18 protein-coding genes and 1 pseudogene are annotated in these 21,600 nt (G+C 72.5%); 7 read left to right on the top strand and 12 right to left on the bottom strand.

What is annotated here, in order from left to right:
• Positions 1 to 20 precede the first annotated feature (20 nt).
• Together OHS57_RS31580 and OHS57_RS31575 are read left to right on the top strand one after the other, a co-directional pair.
• Positions 21 to 1,202: an ROK family transcriptional regulator gene (locus OHS57_RS31580; protein WP_328584115.1), complete on the top strand. Its 1,182-nt coding sequence runs from the start codon at positions 21 to 23 to the stop codon at positions 1,200 to 1,202.
• 111 nt (positions 1,203 to 1,313) lie between these two features.
• A complete protein-coding gene (locus OHS57_RS31575; protein ID WP_328584114.1) occupies positions 1,314 to 2,555 on the top strand; it encodes an ROK family transcriptional regulator in 1,242 nt (413 codons plus the stop codon).
• Between the two features lie 96 nt (positions 2,556 to 2,651).
• On the opposite strand, the gene xylA is transcribed toward OHS57_RS31575, so the two are convergent.
• Positions 2,652 to 3,821 (bottom strand): xylose isomerase, encoded by a 1,170-nt coding sequence (gene xylA, locus OHS57_RS31570; protein WP_041992967.1) that lies wholly within the window; start codon positions 3,819 to 3,821, stop codon positions 2,652 to 2,654.
• Between the two features lie 257 nt (positions 3,822 to 4,078).
• On the opposite strand from xylA, the gene xylB reads away from it, so the two are divergent.
• Positions 4,079 to 5,554, top strand: a complete 1,476-nt coding sequence (xylB, locus tag OHS57_RS31565; protein ID WP_328584113.1) for a xylulokinase — start codon at positions 4,079 to 4,081, stop codon at positions 5,552 to 5,554.
• Between the two features lie 33 nt (positions 5,555 to 5,587).
• Here xylB and OHS57_RS31560 read toward each other — a convergent pair whose 3' ends face one another.
• The 5 genes and pseudogenes from OHS57_RS31560 to OHS57_RS31540 all read right to left on the bottom strand — a co-directional run bounded on the left by OHS57_RS31560 (position 5,588) and on the right by OHS57_RS31540 (position 11,052).
• Complete coding sequence (locus tag OHS57_RS31560) at positions 5,588 to 6,502, bottom strand: LysR family transcriptional regulator (RefSeq protein WP_328584112.1); 915 nt, start codon at positions 6,500 to 6,502, stop codon at positions 5,588 to 5,590.
• An 88-nt stretch (positions 6,503 to 6,590) separates the two neighbouring features.
• Entirely contained in the window at positions 6,591 to 7,784 is a 1,194-nt protein-coding gene (locus OHS57_RS31555) for a glycine C-acetyltransferase (protein ID WP_328584111.1), read from the bottom strand.
• A gap of 93 nt (positions 7,785 to 7,877) precedes the next feature.
• Positions 7,878 to 8,906 (bottom strand): L-threonine 3-dehydrogenase, encoded by a 1,029-nt coding sequence (gene tdh / locus OHS57_RS31550; RefSeq protein ID WP_041992956.1) that lies wholly within the window; start codon positions 8,904 to 8,906, stop codon positions 7,878 to 7,880.
• A 344-nt stretch (positions 8,907 to 9,250) separates the two neighbouring features.
• Positions 9,251 to 10,252, bottom strand: a pseudogene (locus tag OHS57_RS31545) (DMT family transporter); the annotation flags it as partial.
• On the bottom strand, positions 10,249 to 11,052 hold the full coding sequence (locus tag OHS57_RS31540) for a phosphatase PAP2 family protein (protein ID WP_041992952.1): 804 nt from the start codon (positions 11,050 to 11,052) through the stop codon (positions 10,249 to 10,251). The gene OHS57_RS31540 and the pseudogene OHS57_RS31545, both read right to left, overlap by 4 nt.
• Positions 11,053 to 11,263: 211 nt before the next feature.
• Between OHS57_RS31540 and OHS57_RS31535 the strand changes: the two genes are divergently transcribed.
• Complete coding sequence (locus tag OHS57_RS31535) at positions 11,264 to 11,857, top strand: TetR/AcrR family transcriptional regulator (protein ID WP_041992949.1); 594 nt, start codon at positions 11,264 to 11,266, stop codon at positions 11,855 to 11,857.
• Between the two features lie 433 nt (positions 11,858 to 12,290).
• Entirely contained in the window at positions 12,291 to 13,382 is a 1,092-nt protein-coding gene (locus OHS57_RS31530; RefSeq protein ID WP_041992946.1) for a terpene synthase family protein, read from the top strand.
• On the opposite strand, the gene OHS57_RS31525 is transcribed toward OHS57_RS31530, so the two are convergent.
• The 5 genes from OHS57_RS31525 to OHS57_RS31505 form a co-directional block, all read right to left on the bottom strand.
• Complete coding sequence (locus OHS57_RS31525; protein ID WP_328584109.1) at positions 13,383 to 14,978, bottom strand: cytochrome P450; 1,596 nt, start codon at positions 14,976 to 14,978, stop codon at positions 13,383 to 13,385.
• A gap of 81 nt (positions 14,979 to 15,059) precedes the next feature.
• On the bottom strand, positions 15,060 to 15,674 hold the full coding sequence (locus OHS57_RS31520; RefSeq protein WP_041992940.1) for a GTP-binding protein: 615 nt from the start codon (positions 15,672 to 15,674) through the stop codon (positions 15,060 to 15,062).
• Positions 15,655 to 16,026, bottom strand: a complete 372-nt coding sequence (locus OHS57_RS31515) for a DUF742 domain-containing protein (RefSeq protein ID WP_041992937.1) — start codon at positions 16,024 to 16,026, stop codon at positions 15,655 to 15,657. Before OHS57_RS31515 ends, OHS57_RS31520 begins: the two co-directional genes overlap by 20 nt.
• Positions 16,023 to 16,430 carry a roadblock/LC7 domain-containing protein gene (locus tag OHS57_RS31510; protein ID WP_041992935.1) on the bottom strand — a complete coding sequence of 136 codons (408 nt, stop codon included), beginning with the start codon at positions 16,428 to 16,430 and terminating at the stop codon, positions 16,023 to 16,025. Before OHS57_RS31510 ends, OHS57_RS31515 begins: the two co-directional genes overlap by 4 nt.
• Positions 16,427 to 18,109, bottom strand: coding sequence for a sensor histidine kinase (locus OHS57_RS31505; protein WP_328584108.1), 1,683 nt, complete (start codon positions 18,107 to 18,109; stop codon positions 16,427 to 16,429). The genes OHS57_RS31510 and OHS57_RS31505 overlap by 4 nt, the downstream gene beginning before the upstream one ends.
• Before the next feature lie 344 nt (positions 18,110 to 18,453).
• Here OHS57_RS31505 and OHS57_RS31500 point away from each other — a divergent pair, with 344 nt between their 5' ends.
• Positions 18,454 to 19,311, top strand: coding sequence for a helix-turn-helix transcriptional regulator (locus OHS57_RS31500; RefSeq protein ID WP_328584107.1), 858 nt, complete (start codon positions 18,454 to 18,456; stop codon positions 19,309 to 19,311).
• Positions 19,312 to 19,468: 157 nt separating this feature from the next.
• Entirely contained in the window at positions 19,469 to 20,761 is a 1,293-nt protein-coding gene (locus OHS57_RS31495) for a D-alanyl-D-alanine carboxypeptidase family protein (RefSeq protein ID WP_328584106.1), read from the top strand.
• Here the strand turns inward: OHS57_RS31495 and OHS57_RS31490 are convergent.
• On the bottom strand, positions 20,755 to 21,576 hold the full coding sequence (locus OHS57_RS31490; RefSeq protein WP_328584105.1) for a pentapeptide repeat-containing protein: 822 nt from the start codon (positions 21,574 to 21,576) through the stop codon (positions 20,755 to 20,757). The genes OHS57_RS31495 and OHS57_RS31490 overlap by 7 nt on opposite strands.
• Positions 21,577 to 21,600: the final 24 nt, after the last annotated feature.

Here is a 21,600-nt window from a genome sequence, read left to right as displayed (position 1 = left end):
GAGAAGGTAATATTCCGGCCGTGAGTCTCTCCCAGCAGCCACCCGCCGCCGCCCTGGTGTTCCAGACCCTGTTGACGCAGGGGCCGCTGACCCGGGCCGAACTCGGCCGCAGGACCGGACTGTCGTCCGGAGCCGTCACCAAGGTCTCCACCCCGCTGCTCGCCGACGGCTGGATCACCGAGATCGGCCAGCCCGTCGGGGAACGGCAGCCGGGCAGGCCGGCCACGCTCGTCGCCGTCCGGCCCGACCGGGCGCGGTTCGTCGGCGTCAAGGTCACCGCCGACGAGCTGATCGGCGTCCTGGCCGACCTGACGGCGACCCCGCTCGCCACCCGCCGGGTCACGCTCGGCTCCCGGGACGTCGGCACGGTCGTGCGGGCCATCGCACGGCTGGTGGGAAAGCTCGCCGCCGAGCCCGGCGGGGAGCACGCGCCCGAGGTGCACAGCGTCGGTGTGACCATCTCGGGCGATGTCGACGGGCACACCGGGGCCGTACGGTACTCACCGTTCCTGGACTGGCGCGGTGTGCAGCTCGCCGCCCTGGTGGAGAGCGCGACGGGCATCGCGACCGTCATCGACAACGACGTACGGGCGCTGACGGTGGCCGAGCAGTGGTTCGGCTCGGGAGCGGGACTCTCCTCGTTCGCCCTGGTCACCGTCGGCGCGGGAATCGGCTGCGGAATCTCGATCAACGGCCATGTGGTCTCCGGCGCGCACGGGGTGTCCGGCGAGATCGGCCATCTGCCGGTGGGCGGCTCCGACCGGGTCTGCACCTGCGGCAACACCGGCTGTGTGGAGGCCATCGCCTCGGCCCAGGCGATCGTCGACCAGGTCAGGGAGGAGACCGGGGACACCGCGCTCACCCTGGCCGACGCCACCCGCCTCGCCCACAACGGCGACGAGGCGGCCCGCCGGGTCTTCACCCGGGCGGGCAGGGCGCTGGGTCTCGCCATAGCGTCGGTGGCCAACCTCTTCGGACCCGAGCGCATCATCATCTCCGGTGAGGGCGTCGCCTCGTACGACCTGTTCAGCGACGAGATCCGGCGGGCCTTCGGCGCCCAGGCGTTCGGCACGGCGGCCGACTGCGATCTGGTGGTGCGCCCGCTGCCCTTCGAGGCGTGGGCGAGGGGCGGGGCGGCGGTGGCGGCGCAGCGGCTGTTCGCGCCGGGCCGGACGGCCGGATCGGCGCTCCCCGCCGGATGAACCGGCGGCCGTCACGGCGCGACGGACGGGTGCCCCGCGGCCTCCGTCGTGGGGCGGACCTGCCAGGACACCCCCTGTGCGCAACGCCGATCACATAGGCTCGTCAGCGACATGAACAACAACCACACATCCCTCGGCCCCAAAGCGGACAAAGAGACAGTGCGCCGGCACAATCTGAGCCTTGTGCTGCGCGCGGTACGGGACGAGGGCGAGGCGACCAGGGCCGGGGTCGCCGCGCGCGTGGGACTGACCAGGGCCGCGGTGTCGTCCCTGGTCGAGCAGTTGCTGGAGAGCGGCTTCCTCTCCGAGTCCGGCAAGACGTTCAGCGGACAGGCGGGCCGGCCGGGCACGGTGCTGAAGGTGACCCGTTCCGGGCCGGCCGGGATCGGTGTCGAGATCAACATCGACTACGTGTCGGTGTGTGTCGTCGATCTGTCCGGCACCGACCGGGTCCGGCTCACCGAGCACATCGACAACAGGGGTGCGCTGCCCGCCGAGGTGCTGGCCCGTGGCGCCCGTATCGCCGCGCGCACCCTGGAGTCCGCCGCCGAGCAGGACTTGCTGCCCGTGGGGGTCCAACTGGCGCTGCCGGGGCTGGTGTCGGGCGGTACGGTCCGGCAGGCCCCCAACCTCGGCTGGAACCGGGTGCCCGCCGAGGAGCTGTTCGCGCGCGCCTTGGCCGAACTGCAGCCGGAACAGCCCGTGCTGCCGGTGAGTTCGGAGAACGAGGCCAATCTGGCGGCGCTGGCCGAGCTGTGGTTCGGCGGCCTCGGCCCGTTGCGCTCGTTCCTGTATCTGACCGGTGAGATCGGCGTCGGCGGCGCGCTGGTCCTCGACGGTGAACTGCTGCGCGGCGCGCACGGCTTCGCCGGGGAGATCGGCCATGTGGTCGTCGACTCCGAGGGTCCGCTGTGCCGTTGCGGTTCGCGCGGCTGTCTTGAGCAGTACGCGGGCCAGTCGGCGCTGCTGCGGGCGGCCGGCATGGACGAGAACTCCGGGGTGCCGGGCGTCGCGGAGCTGGAGCGCAAGGCGCGCGGCGGTGACGCGCAGGCGGTGGCCGCCGTCGAGCAGGCGGGCACGATGCTGGGCCGCGTCCTGTCGGGCGCGGTGAATCTCTTCGACCCTGACGCGGTCGTACTCGGCGGGATCTACCGCGAGTTGATGCCCTGGCTGTCGCCGTCGGCCGACCGGGAGCTGACGGCCCGGGTGGTCTCGGGCCTGTGGCCGCGCGACAGCGGCCGGCTGCGCGCCTCCTCGTCGGCGGGCGACGCGGCGCGCGGCGCAGCCGCCCTGGTCGTACGGGCCGTCCTGGCCGACCCGGTGGCCTATGTACGGCGCGAGGCGAACCGCTGACAGCCGCGTGAGCGCGGGCAGCCGGAGGCCCGGGCAGCGGGGCTGCCCGGGCCGAACGGCACCCTCGCGAACGCGTCTGCCCGGAAGGCGGACGGGTCAGCGGGCGCCGAGCAGGTGGTCCATCGCGAGCTGGTCGAGCGCCTCGAACGCCATGCCGCGCTCGGCGGCGGCGTCGACGTCGAAGTCCTCGAAGGCGGCGCGGTCGGCGAGCAGCGCCGCCACTCCGTCGGCCGCCGTGGGCTGGGCCAGCTCGTCCAGGCGCGCTGCCCGCAGCGCCTCCTGGACCTGCGGGTCGGCGCGGAACGCGGCGGCGCGCTCCTTGAGGATCAGGTAGTTGCGCATGCAGCCGGCGGCCGACGCCCACACCCCGTCGAAGTCCTCGGTGCGCGGCGGCTTGAAGTCGAAGTGCCGCGCGCCTTCCCAGCCCGCGCTCTCCAGCAGGTCCACGAGCCAGAAGGCGGCGCGCAGATCGCCGGCGCCGAAGCGCAGGTCCTGGTCGTAGCGGGTGCCGTGCTGGCCGTTGAGGTCGATGTGGAAGAGCTTGCCCGACCACAGCGCCTGCGCGATGCCGTGCTGGAAGTTGAGCCCGGCCATCTGCTCGTGCCCGACCTCCGGGTTGACGCCGAACAGCTCGGGGCGCGCGAGGCGGTCGATGAAGGCGATGGCGTGGCCGACGGTGGGCAGCAGGATGTCGCCGCGCGGCTCGTTGGGCTTCGGCTCGATGGCGAACTTGATGTCGTAACCCTGCTCCGTGACGTACTCGGCGAGCAGGTCGAAGGCTTCCTTCATCCGGTCGAGCGCGAGGCGCACGTCCTTGGCACCGCCCGACTCGGCGCCTTCCCTGCCGCCCCAGGCGACGAAGGTCTTGGCGCCCAGCTCGGCGGCGAGGTCGACGTTGCGCAGGACCTTGCGCAGTGCGTAGCGGCGCACGTCACGGTCGTTGGCGGTGAAGCCGCCGTCCTTGAACACGGGGTGCGTGAAGAGGTTGGTGGTGACCATCTCCACCGTGATGCCGGTCTCTTCGGTCGCCTGCCGGAACCGCTTGATGTGCGCCTCGCGCTCCGCGTCGGTCGAGCCGAACGGGATGAGGTCGTCGTCGTGGAAGGTGACCCCCCACGACCCCAGCTCGGCGAGGCGCTTCACGGACTCGACCGGGTCCAGGGCCGGGCGCGTGGCGTCACCGAAGGGGTCCTTGCCCTGCCAGCCCACGGTCCACAGGCCGAAGCTGAACTTGTCCTCGGGGGTGGGGGTGAAGCTATCCGTCATCTCTGGCCGCCTTCGACACCTCAAGGTCCGGCACGTGCCGACCTTTTGTTTCCTGACATGACTAATATGGCACGGCGCCCCCGGTACGCAAAAGCCCCCGTTCGCGCTCATCTGTGTCCGACCGGTCGAACGTGCACGGGCAGGACCACGGAGAGTCAATGATCGCCGCCCCGGTTCCGGTGCGGCGCCCCATCGCGTAATTTGTTTTTCCCACGTCCAAAACTGTGTTCCACAGCCGGTCAGGAAGAGGTACGTCCATGTCGCGGAGCCCGGTCGTGATCGGCGTCGACAGCTCCACCCAGTCGACCAAGGCGGCGTTCACCGACGTCGAGACCGGCAAGCTGCTCGCCGTCGGGCGCGCCTCGCACCGCGTCACCGGCGAGGGCGGCGCGCGCGAGACCGACCCCGAGGTGTGGTGGAGCGCGCTGCGCGAGGCCGTCACCGCGGGGCTCAAGGAGTCCGGTGTCGACGCCTCGGCTGTGACCGGTATCGCCGTCGCCGGCCAGCAGCACGGACTGGTGGTGCTGGACCGTACGGGACGGCCGCTGCGTCCGGCGATGCTGTGGAACGACACCCGCTCCGCCCCGCAGGCAGCGGCGCTCACCGAGGCGCTGGGCGGCGCCGCCGCCTGGGCGGCACGCACAGGTTCGGCGCCCGTCGCCTCGATCACCGCCACGAAGTGGCAGTGGCTGCGCGAGAACGACCCCGCCGTCGCCGAGGCGACGGCGGCGGTCCGGCTCCCCCACGACTTCCTCACCGAGCGGCTGGCCGGCACGGCCGTCACCGACCCCGGTGACGCCTCGGGCACCAACTGGTACTCCACGGCCACCGGCGCGTACGACCCGGAGCTGCTGGCGCTGCTCGGCCTCGACGCCGCGCTGCTGCCGGCCGTCGCGACCACCGGCGGCGCCCGGATCGGCTCGCTCACCGCGGGCGCCGCCGCCGAGCTGGGACTGCCCGCCGGTATCGCCGTCGCGGCCGGCACCGGCGACAACATGAGCGCGGCCGTCGGCCTCGGCCTCGGCGGCGCGGGGCTGCTGGACCACCCGGTGCTCAGCCTCGGCACCTCGGGCACGGTGTTCGCCGCGACCCGCACCCGCCCCACCACCCCCGCGCTGTCCGGCTTCGCCGCGGCCGACGGCACGTACCTGCCGCTCGGCTGCACCCTGAACTGCACCCTCGCCGTCGACAAGGTCGCCGAGCTGCTGCGGCTCGACCGGGAGGACGCGACACCGGGCGGCGAGGCCGTACTGCTCCCCTACCTCGACGGCGAGCGCACCCCCGATCTGCCCACCGCGGCAGGCCTGTTGACCGGACTGCGGCACGACACCACACCCCAGCAGCTGCTCGGCGCCGCCTACGAGGGCGCGGCGGTGACCGTACTGCGCGCCCTGGACGAGGTACTGGCCGCGTGCGGCCTCGACCCGGCGGCCCCCGAGGTCGCGAGCCGTCCACTGCGCCTGATCGGCGGCGGCGCGCAGGGCCGGATGTGGGTGGAGACCGTACGGCGGCTCTCGGGCCGCGGCCTGGTCGTCCCGCAGAGCGGCGAACTGGTCGCCCTCGGCGCGGCGGCCCTGGCGGCGAGCGCGGCGACGGGCGAGGACCCGGTGGCCGTCGCGACGTCCTGGCAGTCCGGCAGCGGCCCCGAACTGGAGCCGGTGACACGGGACCTGGAGACCTGGGAGCGGGTCAACACGGTACTGGACCGCGCGGCCCCGAGCCTGCTGTCGTAACCGGGCCGGCCTGAGCCGCCCGCCCGGACGGGATCAGTCCGTCGTCAGCCCCGACGCCGCCCGTGACAGCGCGTCCAGGACCGGGCGGATCAGTGGGTGGTCCTCCGCGCCGCTGCGTACCGCCGCGAAGACGCGGCGGGTGGCGGCCGGGCCTGCTACCGGGCGGACGACCGTGCCCTTCAGGTCCATGCCGCGCAGCGCCGAGCGGGGGACGAGTGCGACGCCCGCGCCCACCCCGGCGAGGGCGACGACCGCGCGGAAGTCGTCGGACGAGTGCACCAGACGCGGCTGGAAGCCGGCGAGTTCGCAGGCGAGCTGGATCACCTCGCGGCACGGGTTGCCCGGGGAGTGGCCGATCCAGTCGCTGCCGGCGAGTTCGGCCAGGACCACCTCGGCAGACAGGGCCAGCGGATGGCCGGCCGGGAGCACCGCGTCGAAGGGCTCCGCGTACAGCGCCACCCGGGCGAGCCGCAGGTCGTCCTCGCTCGGCGCGCCCCGGTAGTCGACCGCGACGGCCAGGTCCGCCTCGCCGTCGAGCACCATCGGCAGGCTCTCGTCGCCCTCGGCGTCCCGTACCCGTACCCGGATGCCGGGGTGCGTCCCGGACAGCGCCTGGACGGCAGGGGCCAGCACCTCGGCGATGCCGGTGGCGAAGGCGGCGACCGTGACCTCTCCCGCGGCGCCGCCCGCGTACGCCGCCAGCTCGGCCTCGGCCCGTTCCAGCTGGGCGAGGACGGCATGGGCGTGGCCGAGCAGGATCTCCCCCGCCGCCGTCAGCCGTACACCACGGCCGCTGCGGGTCAGCAGGGCGTGCCCGGTCTCCTGCTCCAGCGCGGCGAGCTGCTGGGAGACGGCGGACGGGGTGAGGTACAGCGCGGCAGCCGCCGCGGTCACCGTTCGGTGGTCCGCGACGGCCCGCAGGATGCGCAGCCGCCGGGGGTCGATCACCCAGCCATTTTGCCAGGTCCGGCCGGTGGACGGCGGGGCCGGTCGGTGCGGGGCCGGTCGACCGCCGGGCCCGTCGGTGCCGGGCCGGTCAGCCGTGCAGGGCGGCGCGGGCCTCGACGAAGGCGGCGACCGCGCGCTCCACGTCGGCGGTGGAGTGCGCCGCCGAGAGCTGGACCCTGATCCGGGCCTTGCCCATGGGCACCACCGGGTACGAGAAGCCGATCACGTACACGCCGCGCTCCAGCAGCAGTTCGGCCATCCGGCCGGCCTCGGTCGCGTCACCGATCATCACCGGGGCGATGGGGTGGTCCCCCGCCAGGATGTCGAAGCCCGCCTCGGTCATCTTCGTCCGGAACAGCGCGGTGTTGGCGCGCAGCCGCTCGCGCAGCTCGCCCGCGCTCTCCAGCAGGTCCAGCACCTTGATCGAGGCGGCGGCGATGACCGGCGCGAGCGAGTTGGAGAACAGGTACGGGCGGGAGCGCTGGCGCAGCAGGGCGACGATCTCGGCGCGCGCGGCCACATAGCCGCCGGACGCGCCGCCGAGCGCCTTGCCGAGGGTGCCGGTGATGATGTCGACACGGTCCATGACCCCGTGCAGCTCGGGGGTGCCGCGGCCGCCGGGGCCGACGAAGCCGACCGCGTGCGAGTCGTCGACCATGACGAGCGCGTCGTAGCGGTCGGCGAGGTCGCAGATCTCGGCGAGCGGCGCGACGTAACCGTCCATCGAGAACACGCCGTCGGTGACGATCATCCTGCGGCGGGCGTCCTGCGACTCCTTGAGCCGCGCCTCCAGCTCGGCGAGGTCGCGGTTGGCGTAGCGCAGCCTGCGGGCCTTGGACAGCCGGATGCCGTCGATGATGCTGGCGTGGTTGAGGGCGTCGGAGATGACGGCGTCCTCGGCGCCGAGGAGGGTTTCGAAGACGCCTCCGTTGGCGTCGAAGCAGGAGGAGTAGAGGATCGTGTCCTCCTGTCCGAGGAAGGTGGAGAGGCGCTGCTCCAGCTCCTTGTGGATCTCCTGGGTGCCGCAGATGAAGCGTACGGACGCCATGCCGTACCCCCAGCGGTCCAGGGCGTCCTTGGCGGCGGCGACCACCTCGGGGTGGTCGGCGAGGCCCAGGTAGTTGTTGGCGCAGAAGTTGAGGACGTCACCGGAGGCGTCGCCGCCGGTGACGGCGACCGACGCGCTCTGCGGGGTGGAGATGACCCGCTCCGGCTTGAAGAGTCCGGCCTCGCGGATCTCGTCGAGGGTGGCGCGCAGGTCGTCACGGGTGGTGGTGTACATGGCGGGCTCCTGGGGGTACGGCGGGGTCGCGGCAGCGGGCGGGATCGCGGCGGACAGCAGGCGGCGGGCAGCGGGCGGAGTGGCGACGGTGGGTCAGGCGTCCCAGTTGAGAATGATCTTGCCGCTGCGGGCGGTGGCCGCCTCGTCGAAGGCCGCGTCGAAGTCCCGGTAGTCGTAGCTGCCGGTGATGACGGGGGCGAGGTCGAGACCGCCTTCGAGCAGGACGGTCATCGCGTACCACGTCTCGAACATCTCGCGGCCGTAGATGCCCTTGATCGTGATCATGGAGGTGACGATCTTCGACCAGTCGACGGCGAACTCCTCGGCCGGCAGGCCGAGCATGGCGATCCGGCCGCCGTGCGTCATGTTGTCGACCATGTCCCGCATGGCCTCCGGCCTGCCCGACATCTCAAGGCCGATGTCGAAGCCCTCCTTGAGGCCGAGCTGGTGCTGCGCCTCGGCGATGCCGGTGTGCGAGACGTCGAGGGCGAGGGTGGCACCGACCTTGCGGGCCAGTTCGAGCCGGTCGGGGCTGACGTCGGTGATCACGACGTTGCGCGCCCCCGCGTGCTTGGCGACCGCGGCTGCCATGATCCCGATCGGTCCCGCGCCGGTGATCAGGACGTCCTCGCCGACGAGCGGGAAGGAGAGCGCGGTGTGCACCGCGTTGCCGAACGGGTCGAAGATCGCGGCGACATCGAGGTCGACCTCGGCGCGGTGCACCCAGACGTTGGACGCGGGGATCACCACGTACTCGGCGAAGGCGCCGTCACGCCCCACGCCGAGGCCGACCGTGCTGCGGCACAGATGCCGGCGGCCGGCCAGACAGTTGCGGCACTTGCCGCAGACCAGATGGCCTTCGGCGCTCACCAGATCGCCGACGGCGACCTCCTGGACATCGGCGCCGACCGCGGCGACCTCGCCGACGAACTCATGGCCGAGGACGAGCGGTGTCTCCACCGACTGCCGGGCCCAGCCGTCCCACGACCTGATGTGCAGATCGGTGCCGCAGATGCCGGTGCGCAGCACCTTGATGAGCACGTCGCCGGGGCCGTGCTCGGGCTCGGGGACGTCCATGAGCCACAGTCCGGGCTCGGCCTTCTGCTTGACAAGTGCCTTCATCGGCGCGGCTCCCGGCGGGTGACGGTACGGATCGGTGGTCACCCACCAATCTGCCGAGCCGGGACCGCGCAGTCCATCGAGAGTTTCTTAAGCCGCCCCACAGCGCAGCTTCACGCCCGGCAGTGGCTGTGCGGCGACGGCGGCCGCTCCTCGTGCTCGTCGGCCGTGCCCAGCGGGTTCTGCGGCGCGTCCCGCGCCGTCTCCGGCGCCTCGGGCAGGTCGTCGGAGGCGTACGAGCCGGGCAGCAACAGTACCGGGATGGGTGCGCCCCAAACGATGGCACCGGCCATCGCGGAGCGGGCGGCGGCGACCCGCTCCCGGCCCTTGGACGGCTGCGCGGGCACCCCTGACACCAGCGGGACGACCGGCTCCGCTGCCATGGCGGGGCGTCCTGCCGCGGGCATCCGGACCACGTGCATCGCGGGTTCGGTCCGCCGCGCCGGCTCTGTCCGCATCACGGGCTCGGGATGCGGACGGGGCTCCTCGGGCGCCGGCCCCGCAGGCTCCGGCTCCCCCGTCACCGCCGAGCTGCGGGTCAGCAGGAACACACCGCGCGCCGCGACCACCGCGCCGACGGCCGCCGCGGCGATACCGAGGGCGCCGCCCTGGAGGCGTTCGCCGAGCAGCGTCAGGCCTATGGCCGCCGCCGCCACCGGGTTGGCCAGAGTCAGTACGGCGAGCGGCGCGCCGAGGCCGCCCCGGTAGGCGGTCTGGGACAGCAGCAGGCCGCCGGAGGCGAACGCGGCGACCATCAATGCCACCAGACCGACCTGCCAGAGCGGCAGCGCCGTCGTCCCGCCGACGGCCGCGGCGACCGTCACCGTCTGGGTGAGCGCCGAAGCGACGCCCGATGTGATGCCGGAAGCGGCGGCGTGGCGCAGTCCTGGCCGGGCGCCCGGCCTGGTCAGGACGCCGACGAGCGCGAGGGCGACGGCGGCGACGCCGAGCGCCTGCCAGAGGGTGAGTGTCTCGCTCGGGGCCGTGCCGGCGGCGGCGAGCAGGATCGCGGCGAGCCCGACGAGGGTGAACGCGGTGCCCTGCCACTCGCCCTTGCTGACCTGCCGTCCCGCCCTGCGCGCGCCGAGCGGTACGGCGGCGACGAGGGTCAGGGCGCCCAGCGGCTGGACCACGGTGAGCGAGCCGTAGGTGAGCGCGACGACATGCAGCAGCGCGCCGGCCGCGTTCAGACCGACCGACCACCACCAGGCGCCGCGCCCGAGCAGCGTGAGCAGCCCGGTCTTCGGTTCGCTGCGGGCGGCCAGCCGTTCCTGGGCGACGGCCGCCGTGGCGTAGGCGACGGCGGAGACCAGCGAGAGTCCCACCGCCGCGAACATCGCACCGTTCATCGGTGGCCCCCTGACGAGGTGACGAGTGGGATCGCGCGGGCCGGTACGGACGACCGGACCACGAGTGAGGGGGACTGCGCCGCCGGCGGCCGGAGGAACGCGAGCGCGCCGGCCAGCAGGGCGGCGGCCACGATCGCGTCGAGCCAGTAGTGGTTGGCCGTGCCGACGACGACGAACAGGGTGATCAGCGGGTGCAGCAGCCACAGCAGGCGCCACCGCGAGCGGGTGGCGGCGATCAGGCCGAGCGCGACCATCAGGGCCCAGCCGAAGTGCAGCGACGGCATCGCGGCGAACTGGTTCTCCAGCGAGCCCGAGGTGGGTGTCGCGCCGTACACGGTCGGGCCGTAGACCTTGGCCGTGTCGACGAGGCCCGCGGCGGTGAGCAGCCGGGGCGGGGCGAGGGGCAGCAGCAGATGGAGGGCGAGCGCGGCGCCGGTCACGGTGGCGAGGACCCGGCGGGCCCAGACGTAGTGGCCGGGCCGGCGCCAGTACAGCCAGCACAGGAAGAGGACGGTGGCGGGGAAGTGCACCGCCGCGTAGTACGTGTTGGCTATGTGCACCAGGGTGTCGCCGTGCAGGAGGAGTCCCTGGACGGCGCCTTCCCCGGGCAGCCGCAGGTCACGTTCGAGATCCCAGACGCGGCGCGCGTTGTGGTACGCCTCGGCGGTGCGTCCGTTGGCGGCCTGCCTGCCGAGCTTGTAGACGAGGAAGAGTCCGACGACGAGCAGCAGCTCGCGGGCGAGGGGCGGTCGGGCGGAAGCGTTCCGTTTCCGTTCGGCGGGCCCTGTTCGGGCGTTCATTCACCCGACCCCCTTGCATGGACGACACGGCGCTGGGCGGCGTCGTGGTGGTGCGGCGACGCGGTCCGCACCACGCCCTATCGATACGCCAGTGTACCGATACGCGCTCGTATCGGTACACTGGCGTATCGATACCGGGTGTGCGGGATAGGTCACAGGACCCGGGACAGGTCGCAGGACCCGAGAGCCACAGGACCGAGAGGGAGAGACGATGACGTCGACGGGCCGCTCCAAGATCACGCCGGAACGTGAGCTGGAGTTCTACGAAGCGGCTCTCGACCTGTTGCGCGAGGGCGGCTACGAGGCGCTGACGATGGAGGGCGTCGCCGCGCGCACCCGCTGCGGCAAGTCGACCCTCTACCGCCAGTGGCGCACCAAGCCGCAGCTCGTCTCGGCCGCGCTGCGCGGCACCCGCTGCGTCAAGCTGGGCGAGGTCGACACCGGGTCGCTCGTCGGGGATCTGCTGGCGACGGCGCGCGGCATCGCCGCGGGCTCCGGCCGGGACACCGCGCTGATGATGGGTCTCAGCCATGCGGCGCTGCAGAACCCGGAGCTGCTGTGCGCGCTGCGCGAGGGCTTCGTCGAGCCCCAGGTCGCCGGCATCGAGGCGATGACGCGGCGCGCCGTCGAGCGCGGTGAGGTCGCCGCCGACAATCCGGCGCTGGAGTTCGTGGCCGCACAGCTCATCGGGGTGGTGCGGGCCCGTCCGGTGCTGGAGGGACAGCACGCCGACGAGGCCTATCTGGTCCGCTTCCTGGAGTCCGCCGTGTTCCCCGCGCTCGGCCTGCGAGTCCCCTCGCCCTGATGACCGGCGGGCCGTCGTCCCAGCGGATGGCAAGGCCCGCCCGCGCCGCACCGTGGGGACGGGGGCGGCGCACCTTCCGGCCGGTGGGCCCTTCTCCTACGGGGAGGGCCCACCGGCCGGTTCGTAGCCGGAGCACACCCGGCCGTCCCACCGGCCGACCGGACAACGACGTACAAGACACGGTCAAGTTGCGACTAAAAGAAGACCGAATGCGCCATAAACGGCTCCGCTCGAACGGCACTCTTCCGCCACCGCGGCGACCGGTTTCGGTGCGTGGAGAGCCGTTCCTGCCCGGCATCTCCGGGGGCCGACCGTGTGACACTGTGTCAATTTCAGCCAAGTACTGTCCAAAAAAGCGGTAGTTGACGACGGAACCCAGCCAGATACGCTCCACCGGAATGGCACATCCTTGTCCCGCGCCTGGAGGCCGACCATGACGCTTGTCTCGGAACAGACTTCGGTCCTGCGGCTGCCCGCTGTGCCGTTCTACTGCCCCGTCCCGGCCGCCAGGCACCAGTCGATCGACCTGCTGAACGAGCTGACCGTCCACTGGATGCTCCAGCAAGGGCTCGACAGCGACGAGCGTCAGCTCAAGCGGCTCGCGGTGTGCGACTTCGGCGGCCTGACGGGTGCGACGATGCCGTACGGGCGGCTCGAACCGCTCACGCTGATGGCCAAGTTCCACGCCGTGCTCTTCTCGCTCGACGACGGCGTGTGCGACGAGGCGGACGCCACGGCCGATCTGCTGGCCAGGGAGACCTCGCGGATCATGCGCGCGGTCGAGGCCCCCGGCGGCCCCTCCCCCACCGACTCGCCGCACACCGCCGCCCTGCGCCGACTCCGCGCGGAACTGGCCCTGTTCGCCTCCCCCGCCCAGCTGCGCCGGTGGACGGACGCGATGCGCCTGTACACCTCGGGGCTGGTGTGGGAGGCGTCCTGGCGGCGCGACCCGCTGCTGCCCCCGCTCGACGACTACGTGACGATGTGGATGCGGGCGATAGGGATGGCGCCCTCCACGGCGATGATCGAGATCGTGGGCGGCTTCGAGGTCCCCGACAGCGATCTGGCCGACCCGCGGGTCCAGGCCCTCACCGAGATCACCTGGACCCTGGTGAGCTGGGACAACGACCTGTACTCCCGCAACAAGGAGCTGCTGCGGGCGGGCGACAACCTCAATCTGATCGATGTCCTGTGCCAGGAGCTGGACTGCGACCCGCACCGCGCACTGGTGCGGGCGGTGGCGATGCGGGACCGGGTGATGGTGCTCTTCGACCGGCTGGCGGCCCAGGTGCTGGAAGACGCAGCCGGCACGGCCGACGCGACGCGCCAATACGTGCGCGGCCTCGCCCAGTTCGTCCGGGGCCATCTCGACTGGGCCTCGGTGTGCCCCCGTTACACCGAGGACACCGGGGCGAAGGCGACGCCCGGCGGATGGTGGAAGCAGCACCCGGCCGACGACGCCACGGAGCCGCTTCCCCTTCCCTCGATCGCCTGGTGGTGGGACCAGCTGGACACCGCGCGCTGATCAGTACCCGCGCCACCAGCGCACGGCGGAGCGCCACAGGCGGCGCGGCGCCGAACCACGGCCGCGCTGCTGCCCGGGCGCGTCGGACGGGAACGGCCCTGCCGAAGCGGCCGGTTCGGCCGTCGGCAGCTGCCCCCGCGCTCCCGGCTCCCCCGGCACACCGGGCGCCCCGGGCACACGCGGCCCCCCGGACACCCCGGCAGGCTCCGGCGGGCGCGGTGCGCCGCCCGGCCGTGGCGAGTCGACCCGCCAGGGCACCCGCGGGGCCGACACCACCGGGCTCGGCGGCCCCGACACGTCCTGCGGCGGCCGGGGCGCGAACGCCACCGGCAGCGCGTCGAGCTGACGGGACATCAGAGCGGCCGTCCAGCTCAGCTCCGACTCCTCCACGGCGAGCTGGAGGTCGGGCAGCCGCAGCAGCAGCGCGTCGATCCCGGTGTCGGCGATGGCGCGGCCGATGTCCTGGCCCGGGCATTCGTGCGGACCGCCGCTGAAGGCGAGATGCGCCCGGTTGCCCTGCATCGACGCGCTCCGGTCGGGACGTACCACCGGGTCGACGTTGGCGGCGGCGATCCCCACGACGAGCGCGTCGCCCGCCTTGATGTGCTGGCCGCCCAACTCGGTGTCCCCGACGGCCCAGCGGCCGAAGATCGTGGTGAACGGCGGCTCGTCCCAGAGGGTTTGCTCCACGGCCTCGGGCAGCGTCATATGGCCGCCGCTCAACTGCGCCCTGAAGCGGGGGTCGGTGAGCACCATCCGCAGCACGTTGGCGATCAGGTTGGCGGTCGTCTCGTACGCCGCGATCAGCACGAGCCGCAGATGCTGACTGCACTCGGCGTCGGTGAGCCCGGCCGGGTGCTCGGTGAGCCAGGTCGCGAAGTCCTCCTCGGGGGCGTTTCTGCGCCGGGCCACCAGCCGGTCGAGCGCCGCCATCACATAGGCGTTGCTCTCGTTGGCGGTCGCCGTGCCCTTGATCATGTCGCGCGCGGCGTCCACGAGCCGCTGGTTGTACTCCTCCGGCATGCCGATGATCTGCGCCATCACCATCATCGGCAGATGTTCGGCGAACCGGCTCACCAGGTCGGCCTTGCCGTCCTCGCAGAACTCGTTGACCAACCGGTTGCTGTAACGGTTGATGTAGCGCCGCACACCGCGGTGGTCGATGCGGGCGATCGAGTCGGTGACGGCGCCGCGCAGCCGCTCGTGATCCGCGCCGTCGGCGAAGACGCAGATCGGCTGCCAGGTGAAGACCGGCGCGAGCGGGTGGTCGGGAGGCACACTGCCGTCGTTCAGGGCCCGCCAGCGGCGCGAGTCCCGGGAGAACTGCGAGGGCGTACGGGTCATGTGCAGGTTCTCGCTGTGGCCGAGTACGAGCCAGGCGGGCGCGTCGCCCTGGAGCAGCACGGGTGCGACGGAGCCGTGTTCGGCGCGCAGCTTCTCGTAAAGACCCATGGGGTCGCGCTCGGCCTCCGGCCCGTAGAGCCGGCGCAGTCCGTTGGGGGTCAGGCCGCCGGTCGCCATGCCGTGGGCGGGGCAGCCGGGGGGCGGTACCGCGTGGTCGTCCGTTCCTGGCAGATGCGAATAGGGGGTTGTCACGGTCACTCCTGTGATGAGGCAGGGAAGTTGGGGGCTGGGGGCTGTCCGGCCCGCTCCGGCCGGAAGCCCTGGCGGCGCCGGTCAGCCGCGCGGCAGCGCGAGCGAGTGCAGATAGCGCATCAGCGTCAGCAGCACATCGCGGCTGGACGCCCGCAGTCGCGCGTCGCAGTCGACCATCGGGACCTCGTCGGGCAGGTCGAGGGCGGAGCGCAGCGCCTCGACGGGGTGGCGCGGCGCGTCGGGGAAGGTGTTGATCGCGACGACGAACGGCACACCGCGCTCCTCAAGGCGTCCGATCACGTCGAAGCTGACTTCGAGCCTGCGGGTGTCGACCAGCACGACGGCGCCGAGCGCGCCTTCGAAGAGGCCGTTCCACAGGAACCAGAAGCGCTCCTGTCCCGGGGTGCCGAAGAGGTAGAGCACCAGTTGTTCGGTGATGCTGATCCGGCCGAAGTCCATGGCGACGGTGGTCGCCGTCTTGCTCTCGACGCCGGAGTTGTCGTCCACGCCGACGCCGGCCTGGGTCATGGTCTCTTCGGTGGTGAGCGGTCTGATCTCGCTGACCGAGCCCACCATGGTGGTCTTGCCGACCCCGAACCCGCCCACGATCACGATCTTCACCGCCGAGGTCGCGGTGGTGGGGAGCACGTCCTCGCTCCGGGGTCCGGTGATCGTGTCAGAGTTTCTGAAGTCCATGCATCACCGCTTCGAGAAGGGACCGGTCGGGCAGCGCGGCACGTGCGACGGGCGCGCGCGACTCGACGAGTTCGGTGCCGAGGAGTTCGGTCAGCAGCGCGGTCACCACGCTGAAGGGCAGGCTGAGATAGGCGGACAGTTCGGCGACGGACAGCGGCGCCCGGCACAGCCGCAGGATGGCGGCCTGTTCGGGCGGCACCGTGGGCGACGGCGGGACCCGGGCGACGATCATGGTGACCAGGTCGAGAGGGGCACGTTCGGCGCCGTCAGGTCCGCCGGTGATCACATAGAGCCGTTCCGGATCCCCCACGTCCGCCCGGGGGCTGCGGCGCTCGCGTTGGGGAGGGGTCATCCGCCCTGCCCGTCGTGGCGCGGCGGACTGGTCAGATGGGCGCCGATCCGTACGACCATGTCCCGCATCCGGGCACCCACCAGACCCGCGTCCACCGTGTCGTCGGCGAGGACGGCGAGATACGCGCCCGCGCCCGCCTCCATCAGGTAGAAGAAGCCGCCGCCGACCTCGATGACGACGAGCCGCATCCGGCCGTCGCTCATCGGGATCTCGGCGGCGACGGCGGCCGCCAGGCTCTGCAGCCCCGCGCAGGCCGCGGCGAGCCGGTCGGCGACATCGGGGTCGCCACCGTGCCTGGCGATCCTGAGCCCGTCGGCCGAGAGCACCACGATCTGCTGGATCTGCGGCACCCCGGTGGCCAGCTCCTTGAGCATCCAGTCCATGTTCGCCCGCTGCTGGATCACTTCAGGTCCCCCTTGCCCCACGTGTCATCGGAATCGTCTTGCCCGCCGGCGCTGCCCGGCTGCTGTCCCTCGTCGTGCGACGGCTCCTGCGGGGTGCCGTTGACCGCCTTGGTGAACGCTTCGAGCCAGATGCCGGGGCCCGGCCGGCGGCCTTGCCCGTCACCGCCGTTGGTGCCGTTCGCACCGCCGTGGGTGCCGTTGGTCTCCGCGGCGGGTGGCGCCGACGCCGCCGCGGCGTTCCGGGCGACGAGTCCCAGATTGTGCGAGCCCAAGGGGGCCCGGGTCCGGCTGCGCCGCTGCGGCAGGCCGTTCTCGGTCCACTCGGTCACCACCGGAACGTCGTCCTCCAAGGCCGCCATCACTTTCGGTGCGGAGCGCGGCGCCGGGGCGGGAGCCGGTACGGACGGCTGCGGGCCGGTGACCGGCCGGGGCGGCGGCGGTCCGTCGACGGAGCGCAGGGCCTCCTTCAGCGGCAGGGCCATACCGGTGCCGCGCGGCAGCGCGGAAGCGCCGATGCCGTGGGCGATGCCGGGCGCGGGTCCTGTGGTGACGACGTCGCGCGGCACGACGAGCACGGCGCGTACACCGCCGTACGCCGACTGCCGCAGCGAGACCTGGAGGTTGTACATCTGGCAGAGCCGGCCGACGACGGCCATGCCGAGCCTGGGCGTCTCACCGAGGTCGTTGAGGTCGATACCGGCCTGCGCCTGGGCCAGCATGCGCTCGGCCCGGGTGCGGGCCTCTTCACTGAGGCTGACTCCGCCGTCCTCGATCTCGATCGCGATGCCCGTCTGCACCTCGACGGCGGTGACGTGCACCCGGGTCTGCGGCGGCGAGTAGCGGGTGGCGTTGTCGAGGAGTTCGGCGCAGGCGTGGATGAGCGGTTCGACGGCAGTGCCGATGATGGCGACCTTGGCGATCGAGTGCAGATCGACGCGCTGGTACTCCAGGATCCGCGACATCGCGCCGCGCAGCACGCTGAACAGCGGTACGGGCCTGGGCCATTGGCGGCCGGGGCGGGCCTTGCCGAGCACCGCGATGCTGTCGGCGAGCCGGCCGATCAGCGCGGTGCCGTGGTCGATCCGCAGCAGGTCGTCGAAGACCTCCGGGTTACGGCCGTGGTCCTCCTCCATCTCGCGCAGTTCGCTCGCCTGTTGGTGCACGATGGCCTGGACGCGGCGGGCGATGTTGACGAAGGAGCGCTGCGCGGATTCCCGCATGGCTTCCTCGTTGTCGACGATCTCCAGGATGGCGCGGAGCAAGGCGCGCTGCGCGTCGGGGAGTTGCCGGTAGCGGTCGTCGCCGTCCACGACGGCGCGGATCACTTCGAGCGGTGACTCGCCCTGCCGCAGCCGGTAGATGGCTGCGGGCATCAGCTCCTTGCCGAGCCGCACCAGGTCGTCGTCGTGCTCGGCCACGCAGCGTTCGAGAAAGCCGAGGCGCTGCGCGTACTGCTCGCGCAGGGCGCTCGCCATCCGGCCGCGGTGGATGATCTCGGCGGCGCACCAGGTCACGGTGACGGTGGCGAGCGCGCCGTAGATCACGACGGGTATCCGGGCGGAGCCGTCGACGAAGGCCACCAGGGCGGCCGTGGCGGCCACCATCAGCACGGCGGGAACCACAAGCGCGCGGACAACGGGGGGTGTCTGATCATTCGGGGGTGCTTCGAGACGAACCATGTAAGCCCTCTGGCGGTCGATTCAGGTCGGATTATTCGAACCATCAGGGCACGGGGGAACAAGTGCCTGATTTCGTGTCAACTCGGCGCGCTCCGCGAGAGCTTAGCCCCGGCCGATCAGCGCATCGGCATATTCACGCAACCCTCTGCGCGACCCCTGCCGAGAGGCATACACTCGCCCGTTTCGCACACTACGCAGCGGTCACGGCACGAAGAGTGAGCACACACGTGCGGCCGAAGCCCTCCGATACGAACGTATGAGCGATTCACGGTGACGGCGCGCCGTCACCGTGTGTGGGCGAGCGGCGCCAGGCAGTGTCCGGCCGACCCGCTGATACTGGAGAAATGACCCGACACGGAGAGCTGGGCACGGCCCTGCACCGATGGCGTGACCGGATCGCACCGGCCGAGGCCGGGCTGCCCGCCGAGGAGTCCCGGCGGGCGCCCGGGCTGCGGCACGAGGAGCTGGCGGAGCTGGCAGGTCTGTCAGTGGACTACGTCGTCCGGCTGGAAGAGGGGCGGGCGACCTCCCCCTCGGTCCAGGTACTGAGCGCGCTGGCGCGCGCCCTGCGGCTGTCCGAGGAGGAACGCAGACATCTCTTCCTGCTGGCGGGCCAGTCCCCGCCGGCGGCCGGCCGTATCCCGGCCCATATCCCGCCCAGCGTCCAGCGGCTGATCGACCAGCTCGGCAGCACACCGATCGGTGTCTACGACGCGGCCTGGAACCTGGTCGCCTGGAACCCCCTGTGGGCGGCGCTCGTCGGCGACCCGGCGGCGGCGACGGGCCGCGACCGCAACGCGGCGTGGCGGCACTTCACCGGCCGGCCGAGCCGGGTCAGCCACACCCCCGAGCAGGAGGCCCGCTTCGAGGCCGCCCTGGTCGCCGACCTCAGATCGGCCGCCGACCGCTACCCCACCGACGCGAACCTGCGCTTCCTGGTCGGCGAGCTGCGCCGGCTCAGCAGCCGGTTCAGCCAGCTGTGGAAATCGCACATCACCGGCTTCCACGAGAGCGACATGAAGACCGTCCACCACCCGGACGTCGGCCCTGTCACGTTCGACTGCGACACCCTCACGGCGCCCGGCAGCGATCTGCGGCTGGTCGTCTACTCGGCGCCGCCCGGCAGCGAGGCGGCGGAGACCCTGCCGCTCCTCGACGTGATCGGCACCCAGCCGATGCCCGCGGCGCAGTCCGGAAGCTGATCTCCGGTACGTCGCGTAGGCCCCCGTCACCCGTTCGTCCTAACGAGGGCCGGCCGGCCCGGCGCCGCCGGGCCGGGACGGGCGGCCACGGGGAGTGATACGTCCGGTCGGCTCAGGTGGCGGTGCGGGATACCCGGACCGTTCCTACGGTGGCTGAATGATCATCAGATCCGTGACGCGCTCCGCGCTCGCCGGGACGGTGGCTCTCGCCGCCGGCCTGCTGGTCCTCGTACCGGCGCCGTCCCCGGCAGCCGCCGACCCCCGAACCGATCCGTCAGCGCGGCCCGTGCAGGGCGCGCGGTCCGACCGGGCAGCGCTGCCCGCCGACCCCGCCCTGCTCTACGGGTCCGGCACCCAGGTGCGCACGGCGCCCGGCGCGCCCGCGCTCCCCTCCGAGGTGTCCGCCCTGTCCTGGCTGGTCTCCGACGCGGACACGGGCGCCGTGATCGCCGCCCACGACGCGCACCGCAGACTGCCGCCCGCCAGCACCCTCAAGACCCTCTTCGCCCTCACCGCCCTGCCGCATCTGCCGGCGCAGACCCTGCACAGGGTCACCAGCTCCGACCTCGCCGGCATCGGCGAGGGCAGCAGTCTGGTGGGGGTCGTCCCCGGCCACACCTACCGGGTCGCCGACCTGTGGCGGGGCGTCTTCCTCAGCTCCGGCAACGACGCCGTGCACGTACTCGCCGCGATGAACGGCGGCGTGGAGTCGACGGTCAGTCAGATGCAGCGCAAGGCACAGCTGTTGGGAGCCCTCGACACCCATGTCGTCTCCCCCGACGGGTACGACATGCCGGGGCAGGTCTCGTCGGCCTACGACCTCGCCGTCTTCGGCCGGGCGGGCCTCGCCAACCCGCAGTTCGTGGGGTACTCCTCGACCGCCGACGCACAGTTCCCCGGCGACAAGACGGCCACCTTCGGCATCCAGAACACCAACCGGCTGCTCAGCGGGGCCGACGGGGTCACGCGCTACCCGGGGCTGATCGGGGTCAAGAACGGCTATACGACGAACGCGGGCAACACCCTGGTCGCCGCGGCCAGACACGGCAGCCGCACCGTGCTGGTGACGGTGATGAACCCGCAGTCGGGCGAGTCGAACGCCGTGTACGCGGAGGCCAGAAGGCTGCTGGACTGGGGCTTCGCCGCTGCCGGGCACGTACGTCCGGTGGGCTCGCTGCAACCGGCCCCGGTGGTGCCGCCGAAGCTGCCCACCACTCCTGACACGGTACGCACCGGCACCGGCGCGTTGCAGAAGGCGCTGGATACGGCGCACGGCGCGCACGGGGCGCATCCGGCGGCTCTCGCGGGGGCCGACGCGGCCGAGGGGGAGCCGGCGTCGGCGTACATCCTGCCGCTGGCGCTCACGGGTTCGGCCGCCCTGGGATCGATCGCGCTCTTCGTCTTCCGCCGCACGGGCCGCCGCCGCGGCGGCGGCCCGACCGATCAGTGAGCCGGCTGCCAGTGCGCGGGCCGGACGAGTGAGCCGGGCAGCCGGGTCGCCGCGTCGCCCTTCGCCGCCTGGAGCTGCGGCTGGGTGAGGAAGATCGCCCCGGTCAGATCGGCGCCGCGCAGATCGGCGTCCCGGAGGTCGGCGCCGATGAGATCGGCGAGCCGCAGATCGGCGCCGCGCAGGTCGGCGGCGATCAGATACGCGCCGCGCAGATCGGTCCCGCGCAGATCGGCGCCCTTGAGCCGGGCGCCGAAGAGGTCCGCCCCCCTGCGGTTCTTGCGCTTGCCCGGCACCTGGGCCCGTACGAGTTCGCTCGTACGGGCCAGCAGGACGCTGACGCCCTGCCGGTGCGCCGCCACGTCAAGCGCCAGCAGGGAGTCCGCGTCGCCCAGGGTCAGCCGCTCCGTCGCCGCCAGCTCACGGGCCAGGTCGGCGCGGAGCGGACGGGCCTGCGGCAGCGTCGTCGCCTCGGTGAGATGGCGGAGCATCTCCTGGAGCTGGCGCATCACGGGCAGCAGGGCGAACATCTGCCCGGCGCTCTCCGGTGCCTCGCGCCAGTCGCGGCCGCCGAAGGTGTGCTGGGAGATCTTCTGTCCCGCGCCGAAACAGTCGTAGACCGTGCAGCCCGCGTAGCCGCGCGGGCGCAGGTCGTCGTGGATGCCGCAGCCGAAGCCGGTCCCCAGATGACGGCAGGGCTCCCCCGCCTTCTTGGCCACGGGGAAGTCGGCGGAGACCGAGAAGGTCAGGGCGACACAGCACAGCCCGAAGCAGGCACCGCAGTCGGCCCGCAGGGCGGGATCGGTCGGCTGGGGCATGGCTCTGCTCTCCTGCGTGGAACG

Source organism: Streptomyces sp. NBC_00370, from assembly GCF_036084755.1.
Taxonomy (GTDB): Bacteria; Actinomycetota; Actinomycetes; order Streptomycetales; family Streptomycetaceae; genus Streptomyces.
This window is presented reverse-complemented; position numbering and strand designations above follow the sequence as displayed.